This is a genomic window from Mycolicibacterium sp. SMGY-1XX (genome assembly GCF_059132455.1).
Genome location: NZ_CP101139.1, coordinates 6,137,662 through 6,162,274 on the forward strand (window position 1 = coordinate 6,137,662; position 24,613 = coordinate 6,162,274).

19 protein-coding genes are annotated in these 24,613 nt (G+C 67.3%); 12 read left to right on the forward strand and 7 right to left on the reverse strand.

Going from position 1 to position 24,613, the window contains the following annotated elements:
- Positions 1–34: 34 nt before the first annotated feature.
- Both NL241_RS29275 and NL241_RS29280 read right to left on the reverse strand, forming a co-directional pair.
- Positions 35–880, reverse strand: coding sequence for an ABC transporter permease (locus NL241_RS29275; protein WP_487694063.1), 846 nt, complete (start codon positions 878–880; stop codon positions 35–37).
- Entirely contained in the window at positions 877–1,746 is an 870-nt protein-coding gene (locus NL241_RS29280; RefSeq protein WP_487694062.1) for an ABC transporter ATP-binding protein, read from the reverse strand. The genes NL241_RS29275 and NL241_RS29280 overlap by 4 nt, the downstream gene beginning before the upstream one ends.
- Before the next feature lie 194 nt (positions 1,747–1,940).
- On the opposite strand from NL241_RS29280, the gene NL241_RS29285 reads away from it, so the two are divergent.
- The 6 genes from NL241_RS29285 to NL241_RS29310 all read left to right on the forward strand — a co-directional run bounded on the left by NL241_RS29285 (position 1,941) and on the right by NL241_RS29310 (position 7,991).
- The gene (locus tag NL241_RS29285; protein ID WP_487694061.1) at positions 1,941–2,978 is read left to right on the forward strand and encodes a LacI family DNA-binding transcriptional regulator; all 1,038 of its coding nucleotides are present in this window, start codon (positions 1,941–1,943) and stop codon (positions 2,976–2,978) included.
- A 30-nt stretch (positions 2,979–3,008) separates the two neighbouring features.
- A complete protein-coding gene (locus NL241_RS29290) occupies positions 3,009–4,691 on the forward strand; it encodes a hypothetical protein (protein ID WP_487694060.1) in 1,683 nt (560 codons plus the stop codon).
- Positions 4,692–4,845: 154 nt separating this feature from the next.
- The gene (locus NL241_RS29295; protein WP_494395780.1) at positions 4,846–5,409 is read left to right on the forward strand and encodes a hypothetical protein; all 564 of its coding nucleotides are present in this window, start codon (positions 4,846–4,848) and stop codon (positions 5,407–5,409) included.
- Positions 5,410–5,427: 18 nt separating this feature from the next.
- Positions 5,428–6,360, forward strand: a complete 933-nt coding sequence (locus NL241_RS29300) for an LLM class F420-dependent oxidoreductase (RefSeq protein ID WP_494395781.1) — start codon at positions 5,428–5,430, stop codon at positions 6,358–6,360.
- 49 nt (positions 6,361–6,409) lie between these two features.
- Positions 6,410–7,369, forward strand: a complete 960-nt coding sequence (locus tag NL241_RS29305; protein ID WP_494395782.1) for a hypothetical protein — start codon at positions 6,410–6,412, stop codon at positions 7,367–7,369.
- 13 nt (positions 7,370–7,382) lie between these two features.
- The gene (locus NL241_RS29310; RefSeq protein WP_487694056.1) at positions 7,383–7,991 is read left to right on the forward strand and encodes a hypothetical protein; all 609 of its coding nucleotides are present in this window, start codon (positions 7,383–7,385) and stop codon (positions 7,989–7,991) included.
- Between the two features lies 1 nt (position 7,992).
- On the opposite strand, the gene NL241_RS29315 is transcribed toward NL241_RS29310, so the two are convergent.
- Complete coding sequence (locus NL241_RS29315) at positions 7,993–9,480, reverse strand: dynamin family protein (RefSeq protein WP_494395783.1); 1,488 nt, start codon at positions 9,478–9,480, stop codon at positions 7,993–7,995.
- 82 nt (positions 9,481–9,562) lie between these two features.
- On the opposite strand from NL241_RS29315, the gene NL241_RS29320 reads away from it, so the two are divergent.
- Positions 9,563–10,030 (forward strand): hypothetical protein, encoded by a 468-nt coding sequence (locus NL241_RS29320; RefSeq protein WP_494395784.1) that lies wholly within the window; start codon positions 9,563–9,565, stop codon positions 10,028–10,030.
- On the opposite strand, the gene NL241_RS29325 is transcribed toward NL241_RS29320, so the two are convergent.
- From NL241_RS29325 to NL241_RS29335, 3 genes are all read right to left on the reverse strand, one after another.
- The gene (locus NL241_RS29325) at positions 10,027–11,883 is read right to left on the reverse strand and encodes a dynamin family protein (RefSeq protein WP_487694051.1); all 1,857 of its coding nucleotides are present in this window, start codon (positions 11,881–11,883) and stop codon (positions 10,027–10,029) included. The two genes, NL241_RS29320 and NL241_RS29325, sit on opposite strands and share 4 nt — an antisense overlap.
- 85 nt (positions 11,884–11,968) lie before the next feature.
- A complete protein-coding gene (locus tag NL241_RS29330; RefSeq protein ID WP_487694050.1) occupies positions 11,969–13,075 on the reverse strand; it encodes an IniB N-terminal domain-containing protein in 1,107 nt (368 codons plus the stop codon).
- Between the two features lie 260 nt (positions 13,076–13,335).
- A complete protein-coding gene (locus NL241_RS29335; protein WP_487694049.1) occupies positions 13,336–13,848 on the reverse strand; it encodes an Rv0340 family IniB-related protein in 513 nt (170 codons plus the stop codon).
- 225 nt (positions 13,849–14,073) lie between these two features.
- Between NL241_RS29335 and NL241_RS29340 the strand changes: the two genes are divergently transcribed.
- From NL241_RS29340 to NL241_RS29355, 4 genes are all read left to right on the forward strand, one after another.
- Positions 14,074–15,960 (forward strand): Hsp70 family protein, encoded by a 1,887-nt coding sequence (locus NL241_RS29340; RefSeq protein ID WP_494395785.1) that lies wholly within the window; start codon positions 14,074–14,076, stop codon positions 15,958–15,960.
- 2 nt (positions 15,961–15,962) lie between these two features.
- The gene (gene iniR / locus NL241_RS29345; protein ID WP_494398412.1) at positions 15,963–18,398 is read left to right on the forward strand and encodes an isoniazid response ATPase/transcriptional regulator IniR; all 2,436 of its coding nucleotides are present in this window, start codon (positions 15,963–15,965) and stop codon (positions 18,396–18,398) included.
- A gap of 148 nt (positions 18,399–18,546) precedes the next feature.
- Positions 18,547–21,765: a (Fe-S)-binding protein gene (locus NL241_RS29350; RefSeq protein ID WP_494395786.1), complete on the forward strand. Its 3,219-nt coding sequence runs from the start codon at positions 18,547–18,549 to the stop codon at positions 21,763–21,765.
- Between the two features lie 72 nt (positions 21,766–21,837).
- Complete coding sequence (locus tag NL241_RS29355; RefSeq protein ID WP_494395787.1) at positions 21,838–22,797, forward strand: nucleoside hydrolase; 960 nt, start codon at positions 21,838–21,840, stop codon at positions 22,795–22,797.
- Here the strand turns inward: NL241_RS29355 and NL241_RS29360 are convergent.
- Positions 22,794–23,207 carry a hypothetical protein gene (locus NL241_RS29360; protein ID WP_487694044.1) on the reverse strand — a complete coding sequence of 138 codons (414 nt, stop codon included), beginning with the start codon at positions 23,205–23,207 and terminating at the stop codon, positions 22,794–22,796. The two genes, NL241_RS29355 and NL241_RS29360, sit on opposite strands and share 4 nt — an antisense overlap.
- A 51-nt stretch (positions 23,208–23,258) precedes the next feature.
- On the opposite strand from NL241_RS29360, the gene NL241_RS29365 reads away from it, so the two are divergent.
- Positions 23,259–24,584 carry a pyridoxal phosphate-dependent aminotransferase gene (locus NL241_RS29365; RefSeq protein ID WP_487694184.1) on the forward strand — a complete coding sequence of 442 codons (1,326 nt, stop codon included), beginning with the start codon at positions 23,259–23,261 and terminating at the stop codon, positions 24,582–24,584.
- Positions 24,585–24,613: the final 29 nt, after the last annotated feature.

Below are 24,613 nucleotides of genomic sequence, written 5' to 3' on the forward strand. Positions count from 1 at the left end.
TCAGCTGAAACGTCGGATGAGGGAGGTGGAGCGATCAGGCCACCGCGAAACTCCGCCAGGGCGCCGCTCGGCGTTCGATCCAGCGCATGCCCTGCACCAACCCCACCGAGATCACCGCCAGCAGAAGCAGAGTCGCGTACATCATCGGCGCGTCGAACTGGTCACCGGCGCGATCGAGCAAGAACCCGAGGCCTTTACCGCCTCCGCCGAGCAGCTCGCCGATCAACATCCCGACCAGACCGCGGGCGATGCCCTGATTGATACCGCTGATGACGAACGGCAAGGTGAAAGGCAGGATCACTTTTGCGTACAACTGCGCCTGGTTCGCGCCGAAGATCCGGCCGGCACGCACCAATGACGGGTCGACGGTCTTGACCCCCTCCATACAGTTGACCATCATCGGGAACACGGCCGACAGCACGATGATGGTGAGCTGCATGGAATTACCGAATCCCAGGATCAGGATCAGCAACGGGATGAGGGCCACCCGAGGCAATGCCGTCATCGCCCACACATAGGGACTGAGGATCTGATCGATGATCCGTACGCCGCCCATCAGCAGGCCGAGCGGGATGCCGATCACCCCGGCTATCACCATCCCGATGAGGAAATTGCGCAGGCTGTGCATCAGCTGCGGGCCGATGATGCCGTCGACGAACCCGTGGTACATCGCGGCGAACATGTCGGTCGCCTTGGGGAAGAACAGCGGGTTGATGACCTCTGACAGGGCGAGCAGTTGCCAGGCCGTGAAGAAGAGCGACAGGTTGATCACCAGGATGAAGAAACTCCGGAACGGCGCCCATCTGCTCCGGGTGATCGCCTCGGTGACCGCAGACGATTCGGGGCGTGTGCTCGTGGAGGCGATGGTCTCGGCGCTCATCGGGCCCCTCCGACCTTCGCACCCAACGCCTCGGCCTGCAGCTCGCTCCAAATGTGTTCGCGCAGTTCGCCGAATCGCTCACTGCGCTTGACTCCCTCGTCGAAACGGGACCGTGGCAGATCGACGTCGATGACCTCTTTGACCCGCCCGGGACGGTTGGACACCATCACCACCCGGTCCGCGAGCGTCAGCGCCTCGTCGATGGAATGGGTGATGAAGACGACGGTCTGACCGGTCTCGGCGATGATCTTCTCGAACTCCGCCTGCATGGCCTCCCGCGTCATGGCGTCGACGGCTCCGAAGGGTTCGTCCATCAGCAGGATCTCCGGTTCGGACACCAGAGCTCGGGCAATACCGACCCGTTGACGCATCCCGCCCGACAGCTCGTAGGGGTAGGACTTCTCGAAGCCGGTGAGGCTCACAAGGTCGAGAGCGTGGGCGATTCGGTCCTGCATCACGGCCTTCGACGGCCGGGGATGCCGGTTCTCCAGAGCGAATCGGACGTTGTTGTACACCGTGCGCCACGGCAGGACCGCGTAGTCCTGGAACACCATGGTCCGGTCCGGACCGGGTCCGTCGACGACGCGGCCGTCGACGCGGATCGTGCCTTCCAACGGCTTCATGAAGCCGGCGATCATGTTGATCAAGGTGGTTTTTCCACAGCCGGACGGTCCGACGATCGCCACGAATTCGCCCCGGTACACATCGAGCTCCACGTCCCGAAGGGCGATGAGCCGGGTCTTCTGTCTCTTGTTCTCATATCCGGCAGATACGCCGCGGATTTCGATCAACGGTGCGGCGGTGGCCGCGGTGTCGGTGAGGTGCGGCCCGGGATTCCGGGTCGTCGAGGGATAAGCCTGCGCCATGTTGCCCAACCACTGTCTCGAGGAGGGGTACTGCAATCGATTGCTTCATCCTGCGGTGTGATGTGGGTCATGTCAATGGCGTGAAGTAACTAATCTCACACGATTGCGCGCAGCGGATTGCACGGGGTCGGCGAGAACTCCATCATTGGAGACGGACTGCATCCGGGGTGCAGCAACGGAGGGAGTCAGGGTCGGTGCAAAGGGCGACGCTCCGCGAGGTTGCGATCAGGGCGGGCGTTCACCCGGCGACCGCCTCGCGTGCCCTGAACCGACAGACCGAAGGTCTGGTCAACGCCGAGACGGCAGCGCGGATCAAGAAGGTCGCCGCCGCCATGGGTTACTCACCGAACCCAATTGCGCGCAGCCTCAAGACTTCTCGATCGGCCAGCATCGGCCTGGTGATCCCGGATCTGACCAATCCCCTGTTTCCCCCGATCGTGCGGGGAGTCGAGGACGTCCTGCGCTCGATCGGTTACAGCGCCTGGATCGTGAACACCGACAATCGACCGGACATCGAGCGCGCGGCCATCGAGTCGTTTCGCCAGCGCAACGTCGAGGGCTTCGTCTTCGCCACGGCGCATCTCAAGCACCCATTACTGGACGAACTGGCCGCGACATCGACACCGATGGTGCTCGTGAACCGCCGCAGCGCCGGCGCCGACATACCGTCGGTCACCTCAGACGACGCTTCGGGCGTCGCCACCGCGATGCAGCACCTCGTCGACTTGGGACACACCAAAGTCGTGCACCTCGCGGGACCTCAGGACCTGTCCACCGGCGTGACCCGCCGCCGTGCGTTCATGTCCAGCTTGGAAGACTTTCACCTGCCCGCCGAGAAAGAGCGCACGGTCGTCTGCCGGGCCTGGTCGGAGCAGGCGGGCGCGGAGGCCATGCGAGCTCTGTTGACCGACGGTCCAGAATTCACCGCGGTTCTCGCCGGTAATGATCTGCTCGCGCTCGGCGTCTACGACGCGCTGGCCGAGCGGGGCCTGCGCTGCCCCGACGACATCAGCGTGGTGGGGTTCAACGACATCCCCCTCATGGACAAGGTCTCACCGCCGATGACAACGGTGCGGATCCCGCACTACGAAATCGGTGCCGAGGCGGCCCGGTTGTTGCTCGAAGTACTCAACGATCCCGCGCGGCATCCGCGTTCACTGTTGCTGCCGCTCACGTTGGTGGTGCGGTCGTCCACCGGTCCGGCGGCGGGGCGCCTTCAACGATCCAAGTGATCGCCAAGTGCGCTTCGCGAGACTGCCGCAGTGCAAGCGACACCCGTGCAGCAATCCCTGGTGCAACGCCTGTGGGAGGACGCCAAGCAACGGCCGGCGCGGCTTCGTCCCGGCTCCCTTCCGGTACCGCTGGAAGTGCTCGCGATACTCACCTGGCTCGGCGCGGCCACCGTGCTCGCCTTCGACTTCATCCCGGGCCTTTTCACCCCTGAAGAGACCTCGCTGTACGGCGGAGCGCTGACCTTCGAATACGCGCCGTTCTGGCCGCTGCTGTGCGGTGTTGCGCTCGGGTCGGCCGTGGCGGCGGTCGGCTACACATGCACCGCGATAGATCCGGGCGGGCCGCGTCATCACGTGGTGTTGGCCTGGTGCGCGGGCATCGCGACTCCGTTGATACCGGTCCTGGTTCTCGCGATCGACCGCGTCTGGCAGACGATTCCGGTGGCGATCGCCTGGTTGGCCGCGGCCATCCTCGTGATCGGGTGCGTGCACGTGCGGCGCCGGGCCCCCGGACCGTGGACGAGCCTGCTGCTCACCGGTTTGGTGGCGGCGCCATGGATTCCCGCCGTGTACGCCAACATTGCCCTGGGCTCCGCACTCAACACCACTCCCCGCGACGAAAGCGCCGTGCTGCACCTGCTCCTCGCCGATCTGCCCGCCAAGACCTACGTCCCCGGCATTGCACTGGCCTTCGTCGCCGCCATGGCCACCGCGGGTGTGGCGATCGCCGCGCATTCCCGCGCAGCTGTCGCACACCACATCTCGCGGCACCGCGCCGGCTGGCGACTCAGCGCGGTCATCTGTGTGCTCGCGGTCGGCGTCATCGCACTCGAAGTGTCGGGTTTCGCAGGCATCGACTCAGGGTTCCTGGACACCTATTGGGATCTCGGCGATCTGTGGACCTGGCCGCACGCAGTGCTCGTCGCCGGCGCCATCACCTTCGTGACTCGCCGCTCCTTCCACACCCCGCTCGTGCAACGCGGTGATGTGGCAACAACTTTGGCGATCGGTGTCAGCACGCTGTGTGGTCACATCGTGATCGCTCTCGCGATGGTGGTGAACCTGGTCGCCAGCGCGGTCATCGGTCCGACCCACACGCTGATCGGCCCGCCTGCCGGCCTCGAACTCGTCATCGCCTGGGTGGCCATGGTCACCCTGGTGCCTGTGGCGATCGGCACGCGATGGCGTGGGACGGTCGGCCAGTCGGTCGCCAGGGTGAGCCTGCTGTTCCTGACTCCGGTCTATGTGGGCGTCACGGGGCACGCACTGGGGCTGTCTTGGCCGATCCCGTTCTGGGCCAAGGCACCACAGGTCGCCATCTGCCTCACCGTCATCGGCTGCGCCGCGACCGTATTGGGTGTTGCGGGGAAGCGGTCGTTTCTGTCTCCCGAGATCGCCAACCGGTTGGTGCTGATTCCGCTGCTGATCGTCAGCGGCGCGTCCTGGCTCCCCAATGTGATCGCCACGCCGCTGACACCGGTGATCGCAGTGACGGCCGCCCTGTTCGCCCTGCTGTGGGCGTTGCCGCCGGACGAGGAAGGCGGCCACACCGGCGTTGTGCTCACCGTTTCCGCGCAGCTGCTCCTGGTGGGTGCCGCCGCCGGGGTCGTGGCGCTGCTGCCCGACGTTGCCGGCGACGATCCGGTTCTGGCGTTGCTGCTGTTCAGCGTTCCGCTGACCACCCTGCTGTGCGCGCAGGTCACCTCCGGCTAGTTCCCGCCAGCTGTCGTTCCGCTGATTCACCGTCAGAAGCGCCCCGCCCAGAGTGGGGCGCTTCGGATTCGCGTCGCCGGCGCGATATCGACCCGTTAACCAATCGAGACCGAGTCACACCCGCAACTCCTGCCACAGCGGGAATACGCTCGTGATGGTGGTGAAATCGGTGAAGTGGTGTCTGATCAGCGCGGGGGTCGTCGCAGCGACGGCGCTCGCCGGATGCTCGGCGATGACCGACGGAGAACCGACCTCCGACGGAGTCAGTACCTACGTCGAGCCCACGGCGGCCACCCCGCCCCCGACGAAGACCACAACCGAGACGACGACGCTGCCGCCCAGCCCCATCCCGACGGCGACCGCAGCCCCGCCGCGGGCAGAACAGCTCCCCACCAACGAGCAGGGTTACGTCTACATCGAAACGAAGACGGGCAAGACCCGCTGTCAGCTCAACAGCCAGACCGTTGGCTGCGAATCGGCGTTCGAGAACTCACCCGTGGTCGACGGCGCACCCGCCAACGGTGTGAGGATCACCTCAGACGGCTCCGTGGAGTGGATCCTCGGCAACCTCGGCAACATCCCCACCGTGACGATCGACTACCGCACCTACCAGGCCGCGGGCTGGACAATCGCCGCCGACAGCGAAGGCACCCGCTTCACCAACGACAGCACCGGGCACGGCATGTTCGTGGCCGTGGAAGGCGTCGACACCTTCTAGCGCACTAGGCTTGCGCAAGTGGACTTTCGCGTATTCGTCGAACCTCAGCAGGGCGCCTCGTACGCCGCACAACTGGCCGTAGCGCGGGCAGCGGAATCACTGGGCTACTCGGCCTTCTTCCGCTCCGATCACTACGTCGCGATGAGCGGCGACGGCCTGCCCGGACCCACCGACTCCTGGGTGACGCTGGCCGGTCTGGCACGCGATACGCAGCAGATCCGGCTCGGCACGATGGTGACCTCGGCGACGTTCCGCTTTCCCGGACCGCTGGCCATCTCCGTGGCCCAGGTCGACGAAATGAGCGGCGGCCGTGTTGATCTCGGCATCGGAGCCGGCTGGTTCGAGAAGGAACACCAGGCGTACGCCATCCCGTTCCCGCCGCTGGGTGAACGCTTCGACCGACTCGAAGAACAGCTCGACATCCTCACCGGGCTGTGGTCGACGCCGGTGGGCGACACCTTCGACTACAGCGGCAAGCACTACACCGTCACCGACTCTCCCGCTCTGCCCAAACCTGCTCAGCAGCCGGGACCGCCGATCATCATCGGCGGCAAGGGCAAGAAGCGCACGCCCGACCTGGCGGCCAAGTTCGCCTCCGAGTTCAACGTGCCGTTCTCGTCGCTCGAGGAGATCACCACCCAGTTCGATCGCGTCAAGGCCACCGTTGCCGAGGCCGGACGCGCCCCCGAGTCGATGACGTACTCGGCGTGCTTCGTGGTGGCCGCCGGTCGTGACGATGCCGAAGTGGCGCGCCGCGCTGCGGCCATCGGCCGCGAAGTCGAGGAACTGCAGACCAACACCCCGTTGGTCGGTACACCGGATCAGATCGTCGACAAACTCGGAGCTTTCATCGACGGCGGGGTGCAGCGGGTATACCTGCAGGTGCTCGATCTGGGCGACCTGGATCACCTCGAGTTGTTCGCCGACGGTGTCGTTCGGCAACTTCTCTGACTGAACTTCTGCATCATCAGTCCAGGCAAGGCCGTTAAGCTCGGTAGCTGTGGCTACACACGAACCCGAGCAGGGGGCCGGGTTCTTCGGTGGACGCACAGACACCGGAGACGCAGAACCCGAGGCTTCGCACGCCTCGAGTCCGCCCGACACCTCTTCGCGCACCCCAGCATCGGATCACGGTTTCTTCGCCTCCGACCGCGGTGACGAAGGGGGCGGATTCTTCGGCAGCGCCCCTGGCGCTCCCCCGAAAGCACCACCGCCAGCGCCGCCACCGCCCACTCCGCCACCGCCCACTCCGCCGCCGCCCACTCCGCCGCCGGCCCAGGAAGAGCCGCCGGCTGGGTTCTTCCGCGGCACGGCGTCGGAACCCGAGACACGGCCGGAACCCGAGCCCGAGCCCGTCGTCACCGAGGAGCCGGAACCCGAACCCTCCCGGTTCTTCACTGCCACCACCACAGCCGAGACCACCACGGCTCAGCCGCGGTATCCCGACGACCAGGACGACGCGCACACCGACCCGTCGATGCCGATACCGGCGTTCGTCGCGCCCCCGCCGTTCGAGCGAGACACCCCGTGGCACAGCAGGTCGTCGGCGAAGCTGGCGTTGGGGGCGATCATCGCCGCCGCCGTCGCGATCGTCATCGCAGCGGCGCTGCTGCTCGCGGGCGGCTCGGACGGCGACTCCGCCGATACCAACGTCGCACCCAGCACCTCGCCCAGCCCGACGGCGGAGTCCGCAGCGCCCACGTCGTCCAGGGCGCCGACGCTGGCACCGTCGAGCGTGGTGCCGCCGCCTCCGCCACCGCCGCCACCACCTCCACCACCCCCACCGCCGTCGGCCGAGAACCGGAACACCTACGTTCCGCAATACACCCAGCGGCCCCGCAGCACCTGGACCCGGCAAACTCCTGCTCCGGGCGGCCAAGGCGGGGTTACGGGCGACGACGGTCCCACGCGCAACTTCCCGACGGCGGGACGCAATCCCGACTGGGGCGGACGCGACTAGCTACTATCAGCCCGTGGCGCGTAACGACGATCCGAACGAGTATTCGGACCAGGACCCGACGCAGTACGCCAACTACACCGGTGACACCGGCACAGGTGGTACCGGTGGCCAGGCCTACAGCGAGTACCAGGGCCCGGAGTACAGCCAGACTGACTACGGCTACCAGCCTGACTACGGTCAGCCGGCCGCCCCGGAACCCACGCCGTGGTTCAAGAAACCCGCGACGCTGGTCGGCATCGGTGCGGCCGCGGTCATCGTGATCGCGCTGGTGATCTACGCGATCGTGTCGATGTCGGGTGATTCATCGAGCACCACCGACACCACCACGTCGACATCGGCCACCACCTCCGGGCAGGAGGCGACCACCCAGCCCGTGGTTCCGGCGCCGGGTCAGACCGAAACCGTGACGGTTCCGCCGTCGACCACGGAGTCGGCGCAGACCACCACCACAACGCCGCCCCCCACGACCACAACCACCACGACGACCACCACCACGCCGACCACGACGACGACCACCACCACGGTCCCGCCGAGCACGGTCACCCAGACCGAGACTCAGACCCAGACCGAAACCGTCACTCAGCCAGCGCCGGTGGAGCCCGCGCCGGAGGAGGGCGCGTAGGTCAGCGCCTGCCAGCCTGCCCGAACTGCGCGACCATGGCCTCGGCGCTGCGTACGGCGGCCCGACACGCCCGCGTGGTGAACGGATCGTTGAGCGGATGTTCAGCGCGGCGCCGCCACCGTTGCGCCGCCGCGAACGCGGCCCGCGGCCCGTCATAAGGCTCCTCGGGTCGCAGCCCGAGCCGGCTCGCGGCGTCGGTCCCGGAGCCGCCGATGATCCGCCGCAGTGAGGCCATCTCGTCGTCGTTGAGAGTCGTCGGCCGTGACCGCAACGCCGACAGCAGCCGCAACTCCTCGAAGGCATGTGTGTCGGCCAGGAGCGGGTCGATGTCGGCGACGATGTACGGCGTCGCACGGATCGGGTTCACCTCGACGAAGCGGCGCAACGACAGCAGCGCGGTATGCGCTTTGAGCAGCTCGGAGCGCTGTGCGAACTGCTGATCGATCACGTCGCGCAACGCCACCAGCCCGCTGCGCTCCAGCAGTTCGTCGGCCAGCGCCACCGAATCGGTGACACCGGCGCGCAGCACCGCGATGGAGATCCGGACCCCGAACATGCCGAACCGGTCCAGCAACCGCGCGCGGGTCGCTGCGTCGACGGGCAGTGTGCTGTCCTCGCGGACGAAGCGGTCCACCGACAGCATCGCCTTGTTGAGTTCCGCGGCGTCGACACCGGCCAGCTTCTCCAACGCGACGAACTCACCCTGCCGAAGGGTGCGTGCCGTCAGTGCCAGCAGTCCCGACACCGGGACGACTGCCTGGCAGATCCCGGTCTTGTCCATCTCGGTGGTGAACCGGGTGGCCACGTCCTTGGCCGAGAGCATGGCATCGAGCCGGCCCGCGCCGATCTCGTCGGCCCGCGAGGCCACTCCGATCACACCGAGCGCGCCCGACGAACCCCCTACCAACTCGCCGATCTGCTTGAGCAGGGCGATATCGGTGGCGTTGAGCGTGCGCAGCAGGAACACCACCGCATCGACGCGGGGCACCCCGTCCTCGGGAACCAGCAGCCGCAGCGTGCGTTCGGAGACGTCCCGCGACAGCGACGACGTGCCCGGGGTGTCGATGATCGTCGCATCGATCAGTTCCGCGGCGGGCCACTCGACGTCCAGGTCGGTGACGTCGGCGGGATCGAGCCGGCCGAGGTCGAAAGTCAGGCCGTCATCGCGGGTGATGGGCACATTGCTTCGACGGCCGCCGACGTGATTGGCGGTGACCTTCGGTGTCGGCCCGTGCCGAAACCAGGTGACGATCCGCGTGGCCTCGGTGGCATCGGTCGGGGCGATGTTCTCCCCCACCAGTGCGTTCACCAGGGTGGATTTGCCGGCTTTGAGGGTGCCGGCCAACGCGATCCTGATCGGTTGGTTGAGTCGCCAGCCGATCCTGTCCAGTTCACTGAACACGTCGGGTCGCTGCTGATAGGCGGGTTCGCCCTGGTAGGCGCGGATAGTTCCGCCGAGGATGGCGCGCACCTGGTCACTCGTGCTCATTGCCGCATGAGTTTACGGCCCGCAGCTGTTCGCAAGGCCCATCACGTTGCCAGTGCCGGCGCGCTCGCTAGTATCGGCGCCCGTGGCCCCAACCTCGAAACCCGATCCGGATCAACCGCCGGAGATGTGGTATCGCAGCCCGGCCGTCCTCTCCGTCGCCGGCGTGGTCGGGGTGGCGTTGATCGCCGCGCTCGTCGTCACCGTGGTGCGGATGTCCGACCAGTGGAGCAGCCCGTCCACCCCGACGGTGATGACCACCACCAACGCACCCACCACTCAGCAGACCTTGCGCAGCACGGAACCGTTCATCGCGACACCGTCCTACGAGTCGTCCACCTTCCCCACCAGTGTCGACCTGTCCACCACGGACATCGGTGTCCCTGGCGAGGCGACGAGCACCACCCCGAGTTCGGAGACCAGCTCCGGGGAGTCGACGACATCGCGGCCCAGCCGTACGCCGCGCATCCGCGACGATGATGACGATGACAACGAGACCACGACCACCCGAAAGCGGCCGCGGCTCAACGAGACTCGCACCCTGAGCCCTTAAGCCGACACGGCGGGCGTTCTCAGCTTCTGCACGTTCTCGTTGACCTGCTTGAGGATGTTGAGCTGGCGCTCGAGCTCCTTGACCCGCGTAGTACGCTCGGCCTCTTCGAGTTTGGCGGCAGCCATGGCGGCCTGTAAGGATTCGTTGAGCGACCGGGTGGTCTGGTTGGCGATGTCGCGGTAGTGGTCACGCAGCTGTCGCTGGACCCCTTTGAGCCGGTCGCGGGATTCCTTGCTGACCACGAACATCACGTCATCGACGAACTTGCGCAGGTTGGTCTTGGCCTCATTGCGCACCCGCAGCATCCGGTTCTCCATGTCCTCCCGATAGGCCTTGCGGCCCAAAAGGAGACCGGCACCCAGCGACAGCGGATTGAACATACCCAGCCCGGCCACCGAGGTCAGCATGCCGAACATCAGGATGCCGCCGTAGGAGCCGCGCATACTGGTGATGGCCTTGTGCCCCGCGCCGATCGGCTTGGACTCGAGTTTGGCCAGCGACTTCAGCCCATCGAAGCCCGCCCCCATCTCCCGTGCACTGACCTCGGGCATCTTCACCGCATCCAGGCCCGCCTCCACGAACGTGCGCGCCACTTCCTCGGCCAGCGCCTCGGCGCGCTGATAGGCCCAGACGAAGTTGTCGCCGACTGCGGTGGCCACGGCGTTCTCCACTTCGGCACCGATCTCGGCCCAGTGCACCGTGGGATCGCAGTTGTCGATCACCTGCTCGGTGTGATGGGTGATGGCACGGAAGCGTGAGCGCAGGTCGTGGTCCACGTCTGCGGTCAGATCGGCGATACCGTCGCTGAGGACCTGTTGCCACAACGCGGTGTGCGCCAGGGCCTCCTGCGCTTCCCGTTTGCGTCGCTCGAGATCGTCGGTGAGCCGGCGGGCGTCGTCAGGATCGTTGATCGCCGACAGTTCCGAGCTGACCGAGAGAGTGAGATGCTCTGCGGCTGCGGCGATTTCGTTGATCACCTGGTCGCGCACCCGGTCATTCTCCCGGGACAGCACTTTCTCCGACAGGAACTTCACAATGGCGGGAAAGTTGGATTCCTCGTTGAGTTCTTTGTCGTTGTGCGCCACGGCGTGGCTGCGCAGCAGCGAGGACGCCGGAATCACCGGCAGCGCAGCGAGTCCGGCGCGGTGCAGATGCGCGATGTTGGTGTCGACGATCTGCCGCCAGTACGGGTACAGGTCGGTCTTGGTCGCGACGACGGCGCCGACGGGGCAGATCTCGTGGGCCTGGCGGATGAACCGCATCTCGGGTTCGGTGAATTCCTGGCTGGTGTCGGAGATCATCAGCATCGCGTCGGCATCGGGCAGCAGTCCCAGGGTGGCCGACAGGTGCGGCTGGCCGTGCCCACCGACGCCCGGGGTGTCGACGAACGCCAACCCGCCTTTGAGCAGCGGACTGGGTGCACTGACCTCGACCCGGATCACCTCGCGGCCACCGGCCTGGGGTGCCCGGCGCAGATCCTGTTTGATGTCGGCGACCGGGATCTCGATGACCTCCGGCTCGGTACCCCCGGGTGGGGGCGCCACCACCAACCGCGCCGAGGCCTGCTCGGCGTAGGACACGATGGTCACCAGGGCCGTGGTCTCGTCGTCGCCGACGCGGGCCACCGGCATGTTGAGCAGGGAGTTCAGCAGCTGGCTCTTGCCTTGTTTGAGCTGTCCGGCGATCACCACCCGGATCTGCGGGTCGGTGATCCGCTCCTTGGCCACCATGAGGCGCTGGCGCAGGTCACCGCGATCATTCTGTTCGGCGATCCTGGCGGTGTGGTCGATGAGCTCGACGATCACCCTGACTTTTCTCGGGTCGACCTTTTCGGCTGCATTGGGCTGCGTCACTGAACTCTCCTGTCGGACTCGTCCAACTTAGGCGGCGAAACGGCGGGGACCGGTGTGCGGTCCCCGCCGTCTCAGCGGTCAGGTTCTAGAAACCCAGGTTGGCCACGCTGGTCTGAGAGTCGTTGGCCAGCGTCGTGTCCACGCCCAGCGACGGGTCATTGTCGGAAAGGACCTCCGTCGACACGGCGGTGTCGTTGCCCGAGAACATCTCATTCGAGAAATCGTTCTGCAGCGAGGTGTCGTTGCCGCTCAGCAGGCTGGTGTCGATCAGCGAGCTGTCCGAGTGATCCGAGCTGTCGATGGCGGTGGTGCTGCTGTCGGTCTCGCTGATCACCGAGGTGTCCGCGGAGTTGCCGCTGCCGTAGTCACCGCCGATCGCGGTCTGGTCGCCGCCGACCGAGGTCTCCTCGGTTCGGTTGTCCACCAGGATGATTCCGCCACCGCCGGCGTTGCCACCGTCATTGCCGCCGCCGATACCGATCAAGCTGCCGCCGCCGCTGGCGTTACCGCCGTTGCCGCCGGAGGCGTCGACATCCTGGAACACCGGGGCCTCGTTGTCGGTGATGATGCTGCCGCTGCCGGTGTTGGTGTTGCCGTTGTCCTCGATGTCACCTTCGCCGATGTTGACGTTCGAGCCGGCGCCGGCCAGCACATCACCGTTGTTGACGTCGTTGTTGTTGCCCAGGACGGCGCCGTCACCGCTCACGATGTCGCCGGTGTTGTTGCCGTCGACCACCACGCCGCCGTCGGTGGCGGTGTTGGAGGTCTTGTTGCCGAAAGTGATGTCACCGAAGCCCAGGTTGAAGGCGCCGTTCTGGGCGTTGGCCCCGGCGGCCTGGTCGGGGCTGGCGATCGGGACGCTGTTCCCGCTCAGCAGGTCGGTGTTGTTGCGGCTGGCCAGCTCGGTGTTGGTTTCCGGTGCGAAGCTCGGCGACAGCAGGCTGTTGCTCGGCGAGTAATCGGTGGCCGGGGCGAAGCCGTAGTTGTTGGACACGGCGCGCTGCAGGCCGACGATCGGGTCGCCATCACCGAGCACCAGGCCCGGAACCGCGGTGGTGGCGACGGCGCCCAGCTGGGCGGCCGACACACCGGCGAGGCCGGCGTCGCGCAGGGCCTGCTCGGGGGCGGCGACGAATGCACGGGCCACGTCTTCGCTGCGGAACAGGTCGAGGATCCAGTCGATGATGTTCATGTGAGTCCCTTTCGCTTGCTCGCTCCGGGGTGTCCGGGGCTGATGGGAACAACGTTATGGGCGCCGCAGGAGCCCGGAAACGGGGCGCAATCCCCTCCCTGAGCCGGAGGTGTCCGGGGTCAGCCGGCCCGGGGCGTTAGGGGATTAGGGGGTCGATAGGGGCTTGCCTCAGAAACCCTGAGAATTGCCCTCAACTGCACAAAAAGGACCGCCGGCAACGCAGTCGCATTGCCGGCGGTCCGGGGGTGGAGCTGTAGCCCCTAATCGAACAGGTCGAAGGCAGGGTGCCCCTGATCGTGGGGTTGGGGATCGATCGTGGACTGCTCCCAGGGGGCGGGCTGGTCGGTGCCGAACGGATCGGTGTCCACCTCGCTGAGCTGCACCGACTCGTCGGCCAGGAAACTGTCGGCGGTGGGTTCCAGGTCTGCCACCACGGATGCGGGCTCGGCTGACACCGCACTGGCGACGTCGATGACACCGCCGGCGTCGGGTATGTCGACGGGCGCCAGCGGTGCGAACGCGTCGAACGCGGCCGTCGCGGCGCCGCTGGTCCACACGTTGCTGTCGATCACCTCGTCAACGCCTGCCCCGAATGTCGGTGCGGCCATCGAGAGCGAATCCGACACCATGGGAATCAGGTTGTTGACATCGGCACTGGTCACGTCCGTCAAGTGCGCGTCAGCGATGGCCCGGGCAGGATCGGCGGCGTACCGTGCGGCGGCGTCCGGATCACGGACCAACCCCATCACGAAGTCCAGCAGTTCGTTCGCCATTCCGTCTCTCCCCTGGTCGACAACGAGTCCCCTAGTGCTGTCGATGCTATGGCCGACGCAGAGCCGCCGAATCGGTGCGCAACCCACCGCCCCGAGTCCGTCATTAGGGGGTGCCCCAATAGGGGATTGACTCCGGTAGGGGGATCGCGGCCCGGCGTAGCTGGTTCGACGTGGCGCGGCGGTTAAGGTGAGGGCCGCACCACGCGCAGAAGTTAGGTAGGGGATATGACCGACTCGTTGGGGTTGTCGATCGGGGCGACGAACCTGGTGGCAACTCGTACGGGGCAGCCCCCCGTGGTGCGCCGGTCGGTGCTCACGTTGTTCGAACACCGTGCGCCTGAGGTCGGCCTGCCCAGCGAGAACCCGAATCTGACCGAGCCCGGGCTGGTGATGTGGGGTTTCGTCGAGCGGGTGGGGGACCCTGTGCCGCTGGTGGCGCAGGACGGTTCCTCGCACCGCGGCGAGGCACTGACCGCCGAAGCGCTCGACGCCATGGCCCGCTCGGTCGCCGGCAGTGGCGCCCCGGATCGGGTGGCCATCGCCGTGCCCGCGCACTGGGGCCCGGCCACGGTGGGGGCGCTGCGCGGTGCGTTGCGCGCCAAGACCGGCCTGTTCTCCGACGGCGCCCCGCCCGATCTGGTTCCCGACGCCGCAGCCGCCCTGGCCGCCCTGAAAGCCGGGCAGGGGTTGCCCGAAAGCGGTGTGGTGGCGCTGTGCGATTTCGGCGGCAGCGGAACCACTTTGGCCCTGGCCGACGCCGGCGCCGGGCTGCTCCCCGTCGGTGAGGTGGTGCGCTATGCCGACTTCTCCGGGGACCAACTCGATCAAGCCGTCCTCAGCCAGGTTCTGGCCGGCATCTCCGACGCCGGCGCGGCTGAGACAGCAGGTACGGCCGCGGTGGGCGCTCTGACGCGGCTGCGTGGTGAATGCAAGTCGGCCAAGGAGCGGCTGTCCGCCGAGACCGCCACGGTGATTCCGGTCCAGCTGCCCGGCACCACCACCGATGTGCGCTTCACCCGGAGCGAGCTGGAGGCGCTGCTGGCCGACCCGCTGGCCGGCTTCTTCGACGCCCTCGGAGATCTACTGGAGCGCAACAGGATTCCTGCGGCGATGCTGTCCGCGGTAGCCACCGTCGGCGGTGGCGCCGCGATCCCGCTGATCACCCAGCGCCTCTCGGAGGAACTGCGGGTACCTGTCATCACGTCACCGGATCCCGCTGCGACGGTGGCCGTGGGTGCCGGACTGCTCGCGGTCCAGGGCCCCTCCCCCGATGCGCCCACCGGAATGGCGACCTCGGTCGATGCCGCCGACCTGCCGACGGGACTTGCGCCCGCGGCGTGGGCGGCGGGCGCGGCCGGTGCGGCGGCAGCCGAATCCGCTTCGGACGGTTCACCTTCGGCGACGTTCCGGGCGCTGGCCTGGTCCGACGACGATTCACCGGGCGACGAACCGGTGCCGTATTCCGGCGAGGACTACACCTTCGACACCTATGCCCAGCAGGGCGCCACCAGCGCGCGTCCGGCCGTGGACTTCGACCACGGCGACGACGAGACCTATGTGATGGAACCCCCGCCGCTGCCCTGGTACAAACGCCCGCCGGTGTTGTTCGGCGCCGCGGCCGCCGCGGCGCTGCTGGCAGTGGGCGGCCTGGCCGTGACGTTGACGGGCACCAGCAGCGACAGCGGACCGGTCACCGAAACCACCACGCTGCCAACCGAATCCGGTGCCCCCAGCTCTGAAGTGCCGCCACTCACCACCGAAACCGTGACGATCACCGGCGAGAACGGCCAGATCACCACCTCGGAGGTGCCCCCTCCCCCGCCGCCGAGCACCACCACCACACCGCCGACCACCACCACCACCTCGCCGACCACGACGACAACAACAACGACCACCACCACGACCACCACGACGACGACCACTCCCACCACCACGACGACGACGCGGACCACCACGACACCTCCGACGACGACACCGCCGCCGACCACGACGCAACCGCCGCCGACCACCACGTTCTCGCCGCCGCCGACAACACCCGATGAACCCGTGATACCCGACGTGCCGGATGTTCCCGACGATCCGGTGGTCCCCACCTTCCCGGATGCGGGATGACCATGGCCGACCCGGCGGGCACCCGCCGGTGGTCGACCCTGCTCTCCTCGGTGCACGACTCGCCTGTCAAGCTCCTCATCACCGGCGGGATCGGCACCGGAAAGAGCACATCACTGGCTGAGCTGCGAAATGCTCTGCGCAGCAATGGCATTGATGTGCGCAGCCGCCCACCCGCCGCTGGCGGGGACGCGGCGGTTCTGGTGGATGACGCCCATGTGCTGTCCGCGGCCGAGCTGAACTCTCTGGCCACGCTGGTGGCGGATCCGCACAGCACCGTGATCGTCGCGACCGAGGCCAGGGAACACAACGCCGCCCTGCGCGAGTTGATGGCCGCTCTCGAGCGCGAGAACCCGCGCATCGTCCTCGGTCCGCTCTCCCGCTCGGAGGTCATCGCACGGTTGTCGGATCCCCCTGCCGGCCGGGTCGATTCGATCATGTCAGCCACCGCGGGGTTGCCGTTCCTGTTGGCCGCAGCACTAGAGGCCGACACGGATCCCACCGCCGTCACACAGAATGTGCTCACCGAACGCCTGCGCCGCACCGAGCAACCGGTTGTCGATGCGCTGCTGGTCACGTCGTTGAGTCCGGATCTGGGGCCGACGGATGTCGCCGCGGCGCTGCGCCTCGGGCTGGAGGAGGCGCACGCACTCGTCGCAAGCGCACACGCCACCGGATTGTTGAGTCCGGCGCACGGAGCTGCTTTTCTGTCGGCGGTGCACGGTGCGACCACGCGGATCGTCGGCACCGCGCGTCACCACGAGATCGAAAGCTCTTTGCTGCGTTCACAACTCGACATGGGTGCCCTCGCCCCGGAGTTGGCGCTGCGCCTTGCCGAACACGGTGTGCGTGACCCCGCGCTCACCGCCGTCCTCAGCGACGAGGCCGCCCGCATCCGCGGCAGGCCGCAGACCGTCGCGCGGCTGCTGCGCGCTGCCACCGCCGCGGGCGCCGACGCGCCCACCGTCGCGCTGGCCGACGCGCTGGCCCTCACCGGCGACTGCGCCGGCGCCGCCGCGCTGACCGATGAGCTGCTGGCCTCCCCGAGCGCTGGTGAACGGGCATCTGCCGTGCGCATCGCCGCGGCTGTCGCCGCCCATGACGGCGACGTCGCGCACGCCGCCGAACTGTTCGGATGGATCGGGCCGCAGGACGACGCAGTACTGAGCGCCAGCGCCGTCGTCGTTCTCCTGGGAGCCGGGCAGGCTGTCGCGGCGCGCGAGTCGCTGTCGGCCCCGAGCGGTCCCCCCACCGCCGCGGCGCGAGCCGCACGCAGCCTGGCCGAGGGGCTGCTGAGCACGGTGGAACAGTCCTATCCGGCCGCGGTCACCCGATTCGGCCAAGCCATCGGCCCGGAGAAGGCCGCGTCCGAAGCACTTCCCGACAGCCCGGCCGCACTGGTGAGCCTTGCGGCCTTGCATGCCGGTGATGCGGTACGGGCTCGCAGTGTGCTGGCCAGGGCCGCCGGCACCTCGGAAACCGTGATGTTCAGTCACCGGCTGCAACTGCTGTCGGCGTGGGTCAAGATGCAGGACGGTCACCTGGCCGGGGCGGCTGCCGAGGTCAGCGGTATTCCCTCCTCCGGTCTGCACCGGCGCGACGCGCTGTGGGCCGCCGCGCTGCGCACCGGCCTGGCGCGCCGCAGCGGTGACGCCGGTGCGCTGCTCACCCACTGGTCAGCGGCCATGGATGTGGTGACCGAGTACTCGGTCGACCTGTACTCGCTGCTGCCGCTGGGCGAGTTGTGGGTGGCCGCCGCGCGGCTACGGCAGATGGACCGGCTCACCCATCCGATCGAGCAGGCATTCAGCATCCTGGCCTCCCTCGGTAATCCCGGCGCGTGGTCCCTGCCCCTGCACTGGGCCGGTGTGCACGCCGCGATTCTGGCCAATGCACCCGAGTCGCTGGCCCCGCACGGGCAGGCGCTGACCGCAGCCGGCGCCAGCAGCGACTTCGCCCGCGCACTGGCCGTGGCCGGGAGGTCATGGCTGCGTGTGCTCGCTCGGCAGGTCGACGTCGACGAGGTCACCGCCGCCGCTCGTGGGCTCGCCCAGTTCGGACTGACCTGGGATGCGACACGGCTGGCCGGCCAGGCGGCGCTGCAAGCCCCGGATCCCCGGGTCTCCGGCGCGATGCTGCAGATCGCGCGTGATCTGAAGATGACCTCAGGCGGTGCGGACCTGCCGGCGACGGAATCCCCGGTGACCGCATCGACGCCCGGCGGACCCGCGACACCTACCGGTTCCCCGTTGTCGGACCGGGAACGCGAAGTCGCCGAACTCCTGATCCTCGGGATGCCGTATCGGGACATCGGCGCCCAGTTGTTCATCTCCGCCAAGACGGTCGAACACCACGTCGCCCGGATCCGTCGACGCCTCGGCGCCGAGTCACGGTCGGAGATGTTGTCGATGTTGCGTGCGCTGCTTTCACCCCAGAGGTGAGACGCGTACCACATTTAGCGCCAAGTTAGGTAAGCCTCCGTAGCGGACATTTGCGCCGGGATGTAACTATGAGCTGGATCGCGCTTAAGTTACCGACCGGTAACATCCAATAAGTTACTGTTGAGTAACTTCGATTGGGGAGGCACTTGTGGGCACGTTGGAATGGGTCAGGCTGGCAATAGGCCTGCTCGGAACGGCCGTTGTGGCCGGCCTCGCCGTCAAGCGAGTGCTCTGGCTCGTTAACTTGATTCGCTCCGGACAGCCCATCAGCGATGCTGCCGGACGCAAAGACGACGTCCCCGACCGGATCAAAGCGCAGTTCACTGAAGTCCTCGGTCAGGCGAAATTGCTCAAGTGGAACCTGCCCGGCATCGCCCACTTCTTCACCATGTGGGGCTTCTTCATCCTCGCCTCGGTGTACCTCGAGGCCTACGGCGTGCTGTTCAATCCCGAGTTCCACATCCCGCTCATCGGCCGGTGGGACGCCCTGGGCTTTCTACAGGACTTCTTCGCCCTGGCCGTACTGCTCGGCATCATCGTCTTCTCGATCATCCGACTGCGGTCCGAGCCCAAGGAGCACGGCCGCGACTCGCGCTTCTACGGCTCGCACACCGGCGGCGCATGGCTGATCCTGTTCATGATCTTCCTGGTCATCTTGACCTACGCGATCTTCCGCGCCGCGGCCGTCAACAACCTCGGCGAGGCCTTCCCGTACGGCTGGGGCGCGTTCCTCTCCCACGGTCTGGCGATCGTCCTGGAGCCGCTGGGACACAGCGCCAACCACATCATCGAGACGGTCGCACTGCTCGCCCACATCGGCGTCATGCTGGTCTTCCTGTTGATCGTGCTGCACTCCAAGCACCTGCACATCGGTCTGGCGCCCATCAACGTCACGTTCAAGCGGCTGCCCGACGGCCTGGGCCCGCTGCTGCCCATGGAGCACAAGGGCGAACTGATCGACTTCGAGGATCCCGCCGAGGATGCTGTGCTGGGCCGCGGCAAGATCGAGGACTTCAGCTGGAAGGGCTACCTCGACTTCACCACCTGTACCGAGTGCGGCCGCTGCCAGTCGCAGTGCCCGGCGTGGAACACCGGCAAGCCACTGTCGCCGAAGCTCGTCATCATGAACCTGCGCGATCACCTCTTCGCGAAGGCGCCCTACATCCTGGGCGACAAGGAAACCCCGCTGGAGAACACCCCTGAGGGTGGTCTCGGCGAGGAGATCCGCGGCGAGAAGCACTCCGAGGAGCATTCGCACGAGCACGTGCCCGAGTCCGGGTTCGAGCGCATCATGGGCTCCGGCCCGGACCAGGCCACCCGCCCGTTGGTCGGCACCCTCGAGCAGGGCGGCGTCATCGACCCCGACGTGCTGTGGAGCTGCACCACCTGCGGCGCCTGCGTCGAGCAGTGCCCCGTCGACATCGAGCACATCGACCACATCGTCGACATGCGCCGCTACCAGGTGCTGATGGAATCGGAATTCCCCTCCGAGCTCGGTGTGCTGTTCAAGAACCTGGAGAACAAGGGCAACCCCTGGGGCCAGAACGCCAAGGACCGCCTAAACTGGATCGACGAGGTCGAGTTCGACATCCCGGTGTACGGCAAGGACGTCGACAGCTTCGACGGCTACGAGTATCTGTTCTGGGTCGGCTGCGCCGGCGCCTACGAAGACCGCGCCAAGAAGACCACGAAGGCCGTCGCCGAGCTGCTGGCGGTGGCCGGGGTGAAGTTCCTGGTGCTGGGCGACGGCGAGACCTGCACCGGCGACTCGGCGCGGCGCTCGGGCAACGAGTTCCTGTTCCAGCAGCTCGCCGCGCAGAACATCGAGACCATCAACGACCTGTTCGAGGGGGTCGAGACCGTCGACCGCAAGATCGTGGTCACCTGCCCGCACTGCTTCAACACCCTGGGCCGCGAGTACTCCCAGGTGGGTGCCAACTACACGGTGCTGCACCACACTCAGCTGCTGAACCGGCTGGTCCGGGACAAGTTGCTGGTGCCGGTGAACTCGGTGAGCCAAGACATCACCTACCACGATCCCTGCTACCTGGGCCGGCACAACAAGGTCTACGAGGCTCCGCGTGACCTGGTCGGCGCGTCCGGCGCCACGCTCAAGGAAATGCCCCGGCACGCCGACCGCGGCCTGTGCTGCGGCGCCGGCGGCGCGCGGATGTGGATGGAAGAGCACATCGGCAAGCGCGTGAACGTCGAGCGCACCGAAGAGGCCATGGACACCGGCGCCTCCAAGATCGCGACGGGTTGCCCGTTCTGCCGCGTCATGATGACCGACGGCGTGGACGACGTCGCCGCGACCCGGGACGTCGAGAAGGTCGAGGTGCTCGACGTGGCTCAGCTGCTGCTGGGCTCGCTGGACCTGAGCTCGGTGACGCTGCCCGCCAAGGGCACCGCCGCCGAGGAAGCAGAGAAGCGTGCCGCCCAGAAGGCGGAGACCGAGGCCGAAGCCGAGGAAGCGCCCGCCGAGGTCGAGGCCGAGGACATCGAGGCCGAGCCCGAAGCCGCTCCGGCCGAGGCGAAGACGCAGGCGCCGGTCAAGGGCCTCGGCATCGCCGGCGCAGCCAAACGCCCCGGCGCCAAGAAAGCCGCGGCCACACCGGCCGCCGCATCCGCCCCCGCCGAGGAAGCCAAGACCGAGGCACCCGTCAAAGGCCTCGGCATCGCCGGCGGGGCCAAACGTCCCGGCGCCAAGAAAGCTGCGGCCACACCGGCCGCCGAGACCCCCAAGGCCGAGGCACCGAAAACCGAGGCACCGAAAGCCGAAGCACCCGTCAAGGGCCTCGGCATCGCCGGCGGAGCCAAACGCCCCGGCGCCAAAAAGGCTGCACCCGCCGCCGCCAAGGCCCCTGAAGCCACAACCGAGGCTCCGGCTGAGGCGGCCCCGAAAGCCGAGCCGCCGGTGAAGGGTCTGGGGATCGCCGCCGGCGCTCGTCGCCCCGGCGCCAAGAAGGCCGCCCCCGCCAAGGCATCGCCGAACGAAGGCGCGGAGACGGTGGTGCAGCCGGCCAACGTCGACCCGGATCAAGCCAAGGCAGGCACCGAGGACGCCGACACGGCCGACTCCGATCTGGGCCTGGAGACCACCAAGCCGGAACCGCCGGTCAAGGGCCTCGGTATCGCACCGGGCGCCCGTCGCCCCGGCGCCAAGAAGGCTCCGGCAGCGCCGAAGGCGGCGCCTGCGCCCGCCCCTGAGCCCGCCCCCGAGCCCGAAGCGGAGCCCGAGCCGGCGCCCGCCCCCGAGCCGGACGCACCGTCATCCAACGGCAACGGTGAAGCACGCGTCGTCGGTGACGAGCCACCGGTGAAGGGCCTCGGGATCGCCAAGGGTGCCCGCCGCCCCGGCAAGCGCTAGAAAAGACGAACGCCGAGACTGCACACTGTGCGTGGATTCCGCCGAAATCTCGCACTGTGTGCAGTCTCGGCGGTGTTTGTCGCCCTCGGCGTCGCGGCACCCGCCGGCGCGGCACCCGACGCGTGCGTAGTGATCGACACCGATTTCGACATCGACGACATGATGTCCATCCCGACGGTCATCGGGGCACGCCACGTCGCCGCGATCGTGACCACGGAGGGGTACACGCTGCCGACGCTCGGAGCATCCGCCGTCAACCGGCTGATCGCCGAACCCGGGCAGCGCACCATTCCGGTGATCGTCGGCGCCGGGATCAACCGCGCGGAAGCGGACATCGCCCAGACATTCGGTGACTACGTGCTCGTCTACCGGGCAATCATGAACCGGCTGAACAACTTCCTGCCGGCCGCGCTGCCGCCCACCCCCGCCCGGCCTGACTACGCACAACAGGTGGCCGACGCGGTGGCCGGCTGCGCCACGGTGGACGTGTTGATACTCGGCGCCTTCACCTCCTTCGTGAACTACAGCCCAGCGATCCGCCCGAAGCTGGGCCGGGTGGTCATCACGGGCAGGCCGTTGGAGGGTGACCTGGAGCTCGAAGCCGGCGAATCCTTCAACTGCGTCTATGACCGGCCGTCCTGCGAGGAGGCGTTTCACCAGCAGCTGCCGGGCCTGGACCACACGTTCGTCGACGTCCCGAGAACCGGCTGCGATCTCACCCCCAACAAAGCGTGGTGCAGCGGCACGGTGTACGGCCCCACCTTGGCGATGGCGCGCTCCCTCGGCGAGACCGGGTTACCCAACACCCTCAAGCAGATCCTGCTGCACGAGTCGGGCACCTGGGCCATCGACACCTGGGAACAGTCGGGGTATGGCGGGCGCTCGATGTTCTGGGATCAGTCGACCGCGCTGGCACTGCTGGCGCCCGAGCTGTTCCGGCCCGTCGGCGCGCACGTCGAGACCGTGCTGAATCCTCAACAGTTCCAAGCGAAGTGGGCGCAACTCACGAACCTGGCGGCGGACTTCGGCTAACCCACCTTGGTCAGCGTGAACGGCGTCTGGGTGACGGTGCCGCCGGGGCAGCTGTAGTTGTCGTCCAGGGTGATGAGGCCGTTGAGGGTCGCAGGGTCGACCTCGAGTTCGATGTAGGCGGGCGCATAGCTTCCGTCGCTGCAGATCGCGCCATCCGGCTTGGTGATGATGAACTGCCACAGGCCGTGCACCATCTTGGCCGGCACCTGCCAGCCCTGGTTGCTGGCCACCGTTCCCGTGCATCCCTCCGTGGGACAGCTGGTGGTGACGGTCCAGACGTTCTCGGCGTCACCGCCGGCGTAGGTTCCGTTGAACGACGGCGGCTCGGCCGCAGCTGGGGCGGCCAGGCCCACCGCAACCGCCGTCGTAGCAACCACCGATGCCAGCCCGTATCCCGCTGTCAGCTTCATGTCCCGCCTCCCGTGTGTCGAAGCGAGTTAACAACCCTGGCTGTGCAAATCCTGGGAGCCGCGCGATCGTGTCGGGAAAAAGGCGTCGACAGCCGTGGGACACTGGTTCCCGTGAGCACCCACCAGCTGCCTTGGCAATCGACCGGCCAGGGGCACCGGCAGCGAGTCTTCACCCAGTCGACCAAGCTGCAGGATGTCCTCTACGAGATCCGCGGGCCGATCCACGAGCACGCTACCCGGCTGGAGAACGAGGGCCACCGGATTCTCAAGCTCAACATCGGCAACCCCGCACCGTTCGGTTTCGAAGCGCCTGACGTGATCATGCGCGACATCATCCAGGCACTCCCGTACGCCCAGGGGTACTCCGACTCCAAGGGCATCATGAGCGCCCGCCGCGCAGTGTTCACCCGCTACGAGCTGGTGGACGGGTTCCCGAAGTTCGATGTCGACGATGTCTACCTCGGCAACGGTGTCTCCGAGCTGATCACCATGACGTTGCAGGCGCTGCTCGACAACGGCGACCAGGTGCTCATCCCGGCGCCCGATTACCCACTGTGGACCGCGTCGACCGCCCTGGCCGGCGGCACCCCGGTGCACTACCTGTGCGACGAGACCCAGGGCTGGCAGCCCGATATCGCCGACCTGGAATCCAAGATCACCGATCGCACCAAGGCGCTGGTGGTGATCAACCCGAACAACCCCACCGGCGCGGTGTACACCCGCGAGGTCCTCGAGCAGATGGTCGAGTTGGCCCGCAAACATCAGCTGCTGCTGCTGGCCGACGAGATCTACGACAAGATCCTCTACGACGACTCCAAGCACATCAGTCTGGCCACATTGGCCCCCGACGTGCTCACGCTGACGTTCAACGGCCTGTCGAAGGCCTACCGGGTGGCCGGGTACCGCTCCGGCTGGCTGGTCATCACCGGCCCCAAGGAACACGCGAGCAGCTTCATCGAGGGCATCAGCCTGCTGGCCAACATGCGTCTGTGCCCCAATGTGCCTGCGCAACATGCCATTCAGGTGGCCCTCGGTGGACATCAGAGCATCGATGATCTGGTGTTGCCCGGCGGCCGGCTGCTCGAGCAGCGTGATGTGGCGTGGAACAAGCTCAACGAGATCCCCGGCGTCTCGTGCGTCAAACCGGCGGGTGCGCTGTACGCGTTTCCGCGGCTGGACCCCGAGGTCTACGACATCGAGGACGACGAGCAGTTGGTCCTCGACCTGCTGCTGCAGGAGAAAATCCTTGTGACGCAGGGCACTGGCTTCAACTGGCCCGCGCCAGATCACCTCAGGATCGTGACGTTGCCGTGGTCGCGTGACCTGGCCAACGCAATCGAACGTTTGGGCAACTTCCTGGCGAGCTACCGTCAATAGGTGCGCTGTCGTTTCCGGGCCATCCCGGC

Excerpts from the sequence above, each read along its gene's own strand:
- NL241_RS29315 (WP_494395783.1), bottom strand. The coding sequence starts at position 9,480 with ATGAGCACGAGTGACCAGGTGCGCGCCATCCTCGGCGGAACTATCCGC.
- NL241_RS29275 (WP_487694063.1), bottom strand. The coding sequence starts at position 880 with ATGAGCGCCGAGACCATCGCCTCCACGAGCACACGCCCCGAATCGTCT.
- NL241_RS29295 (WP_494395780.1), top strand. The coding sequence starts at position 4,846 with ATGGTGGTGAAATCGGTGAAGTGGTGTCTGATCAGCGCGGGGGTCGTC.
- iniR (WP_494398412.1), top strand. The coding sequence starts at position 15,963 with ATGGCCGACCCGGCGGGCACCCGCCGGTGGTCGACCCTGCTCTCCTCG.
- NL241_RS29330 (WP_487694050.1), bottom strand. The coding sequence starts at position 13,075 with ATGAACATCATCGACTGGATCCTCGACCTGTTCCGCAGCGAAGACGTG.
- NL241_RS29340 (WP_494395785.1), top strand. The coding sequence starts at position 14,074 with ATGACCGACTCGTTGGGGTTGTCGATCGGGGCGACGAACCTGGTGGCA.
- NL241_RS29280 (WP_487694062.1), bottom strand. The coding sequence starts at position 1,746 with ATGGCGCAGGCTTATCCCTCGACGACCCGGAATCCCGGGCCGCACCTC.
- NL241_RS29335 (WP_487694049.1), bottom strand. The coding sequence starts at position 13,848 with ATGGCGAACGAACTGCTGGACTTCGTGATGGGGTTGGTCCGTGATCCG.
- NL241_RS29360 (WP_487694044.1), bottom strand. The coding sequence starts at position 23,207 with ATGAAGCTGACAGCGGGATACGGGCTGGCATCGGTGGTTGCTACGACG.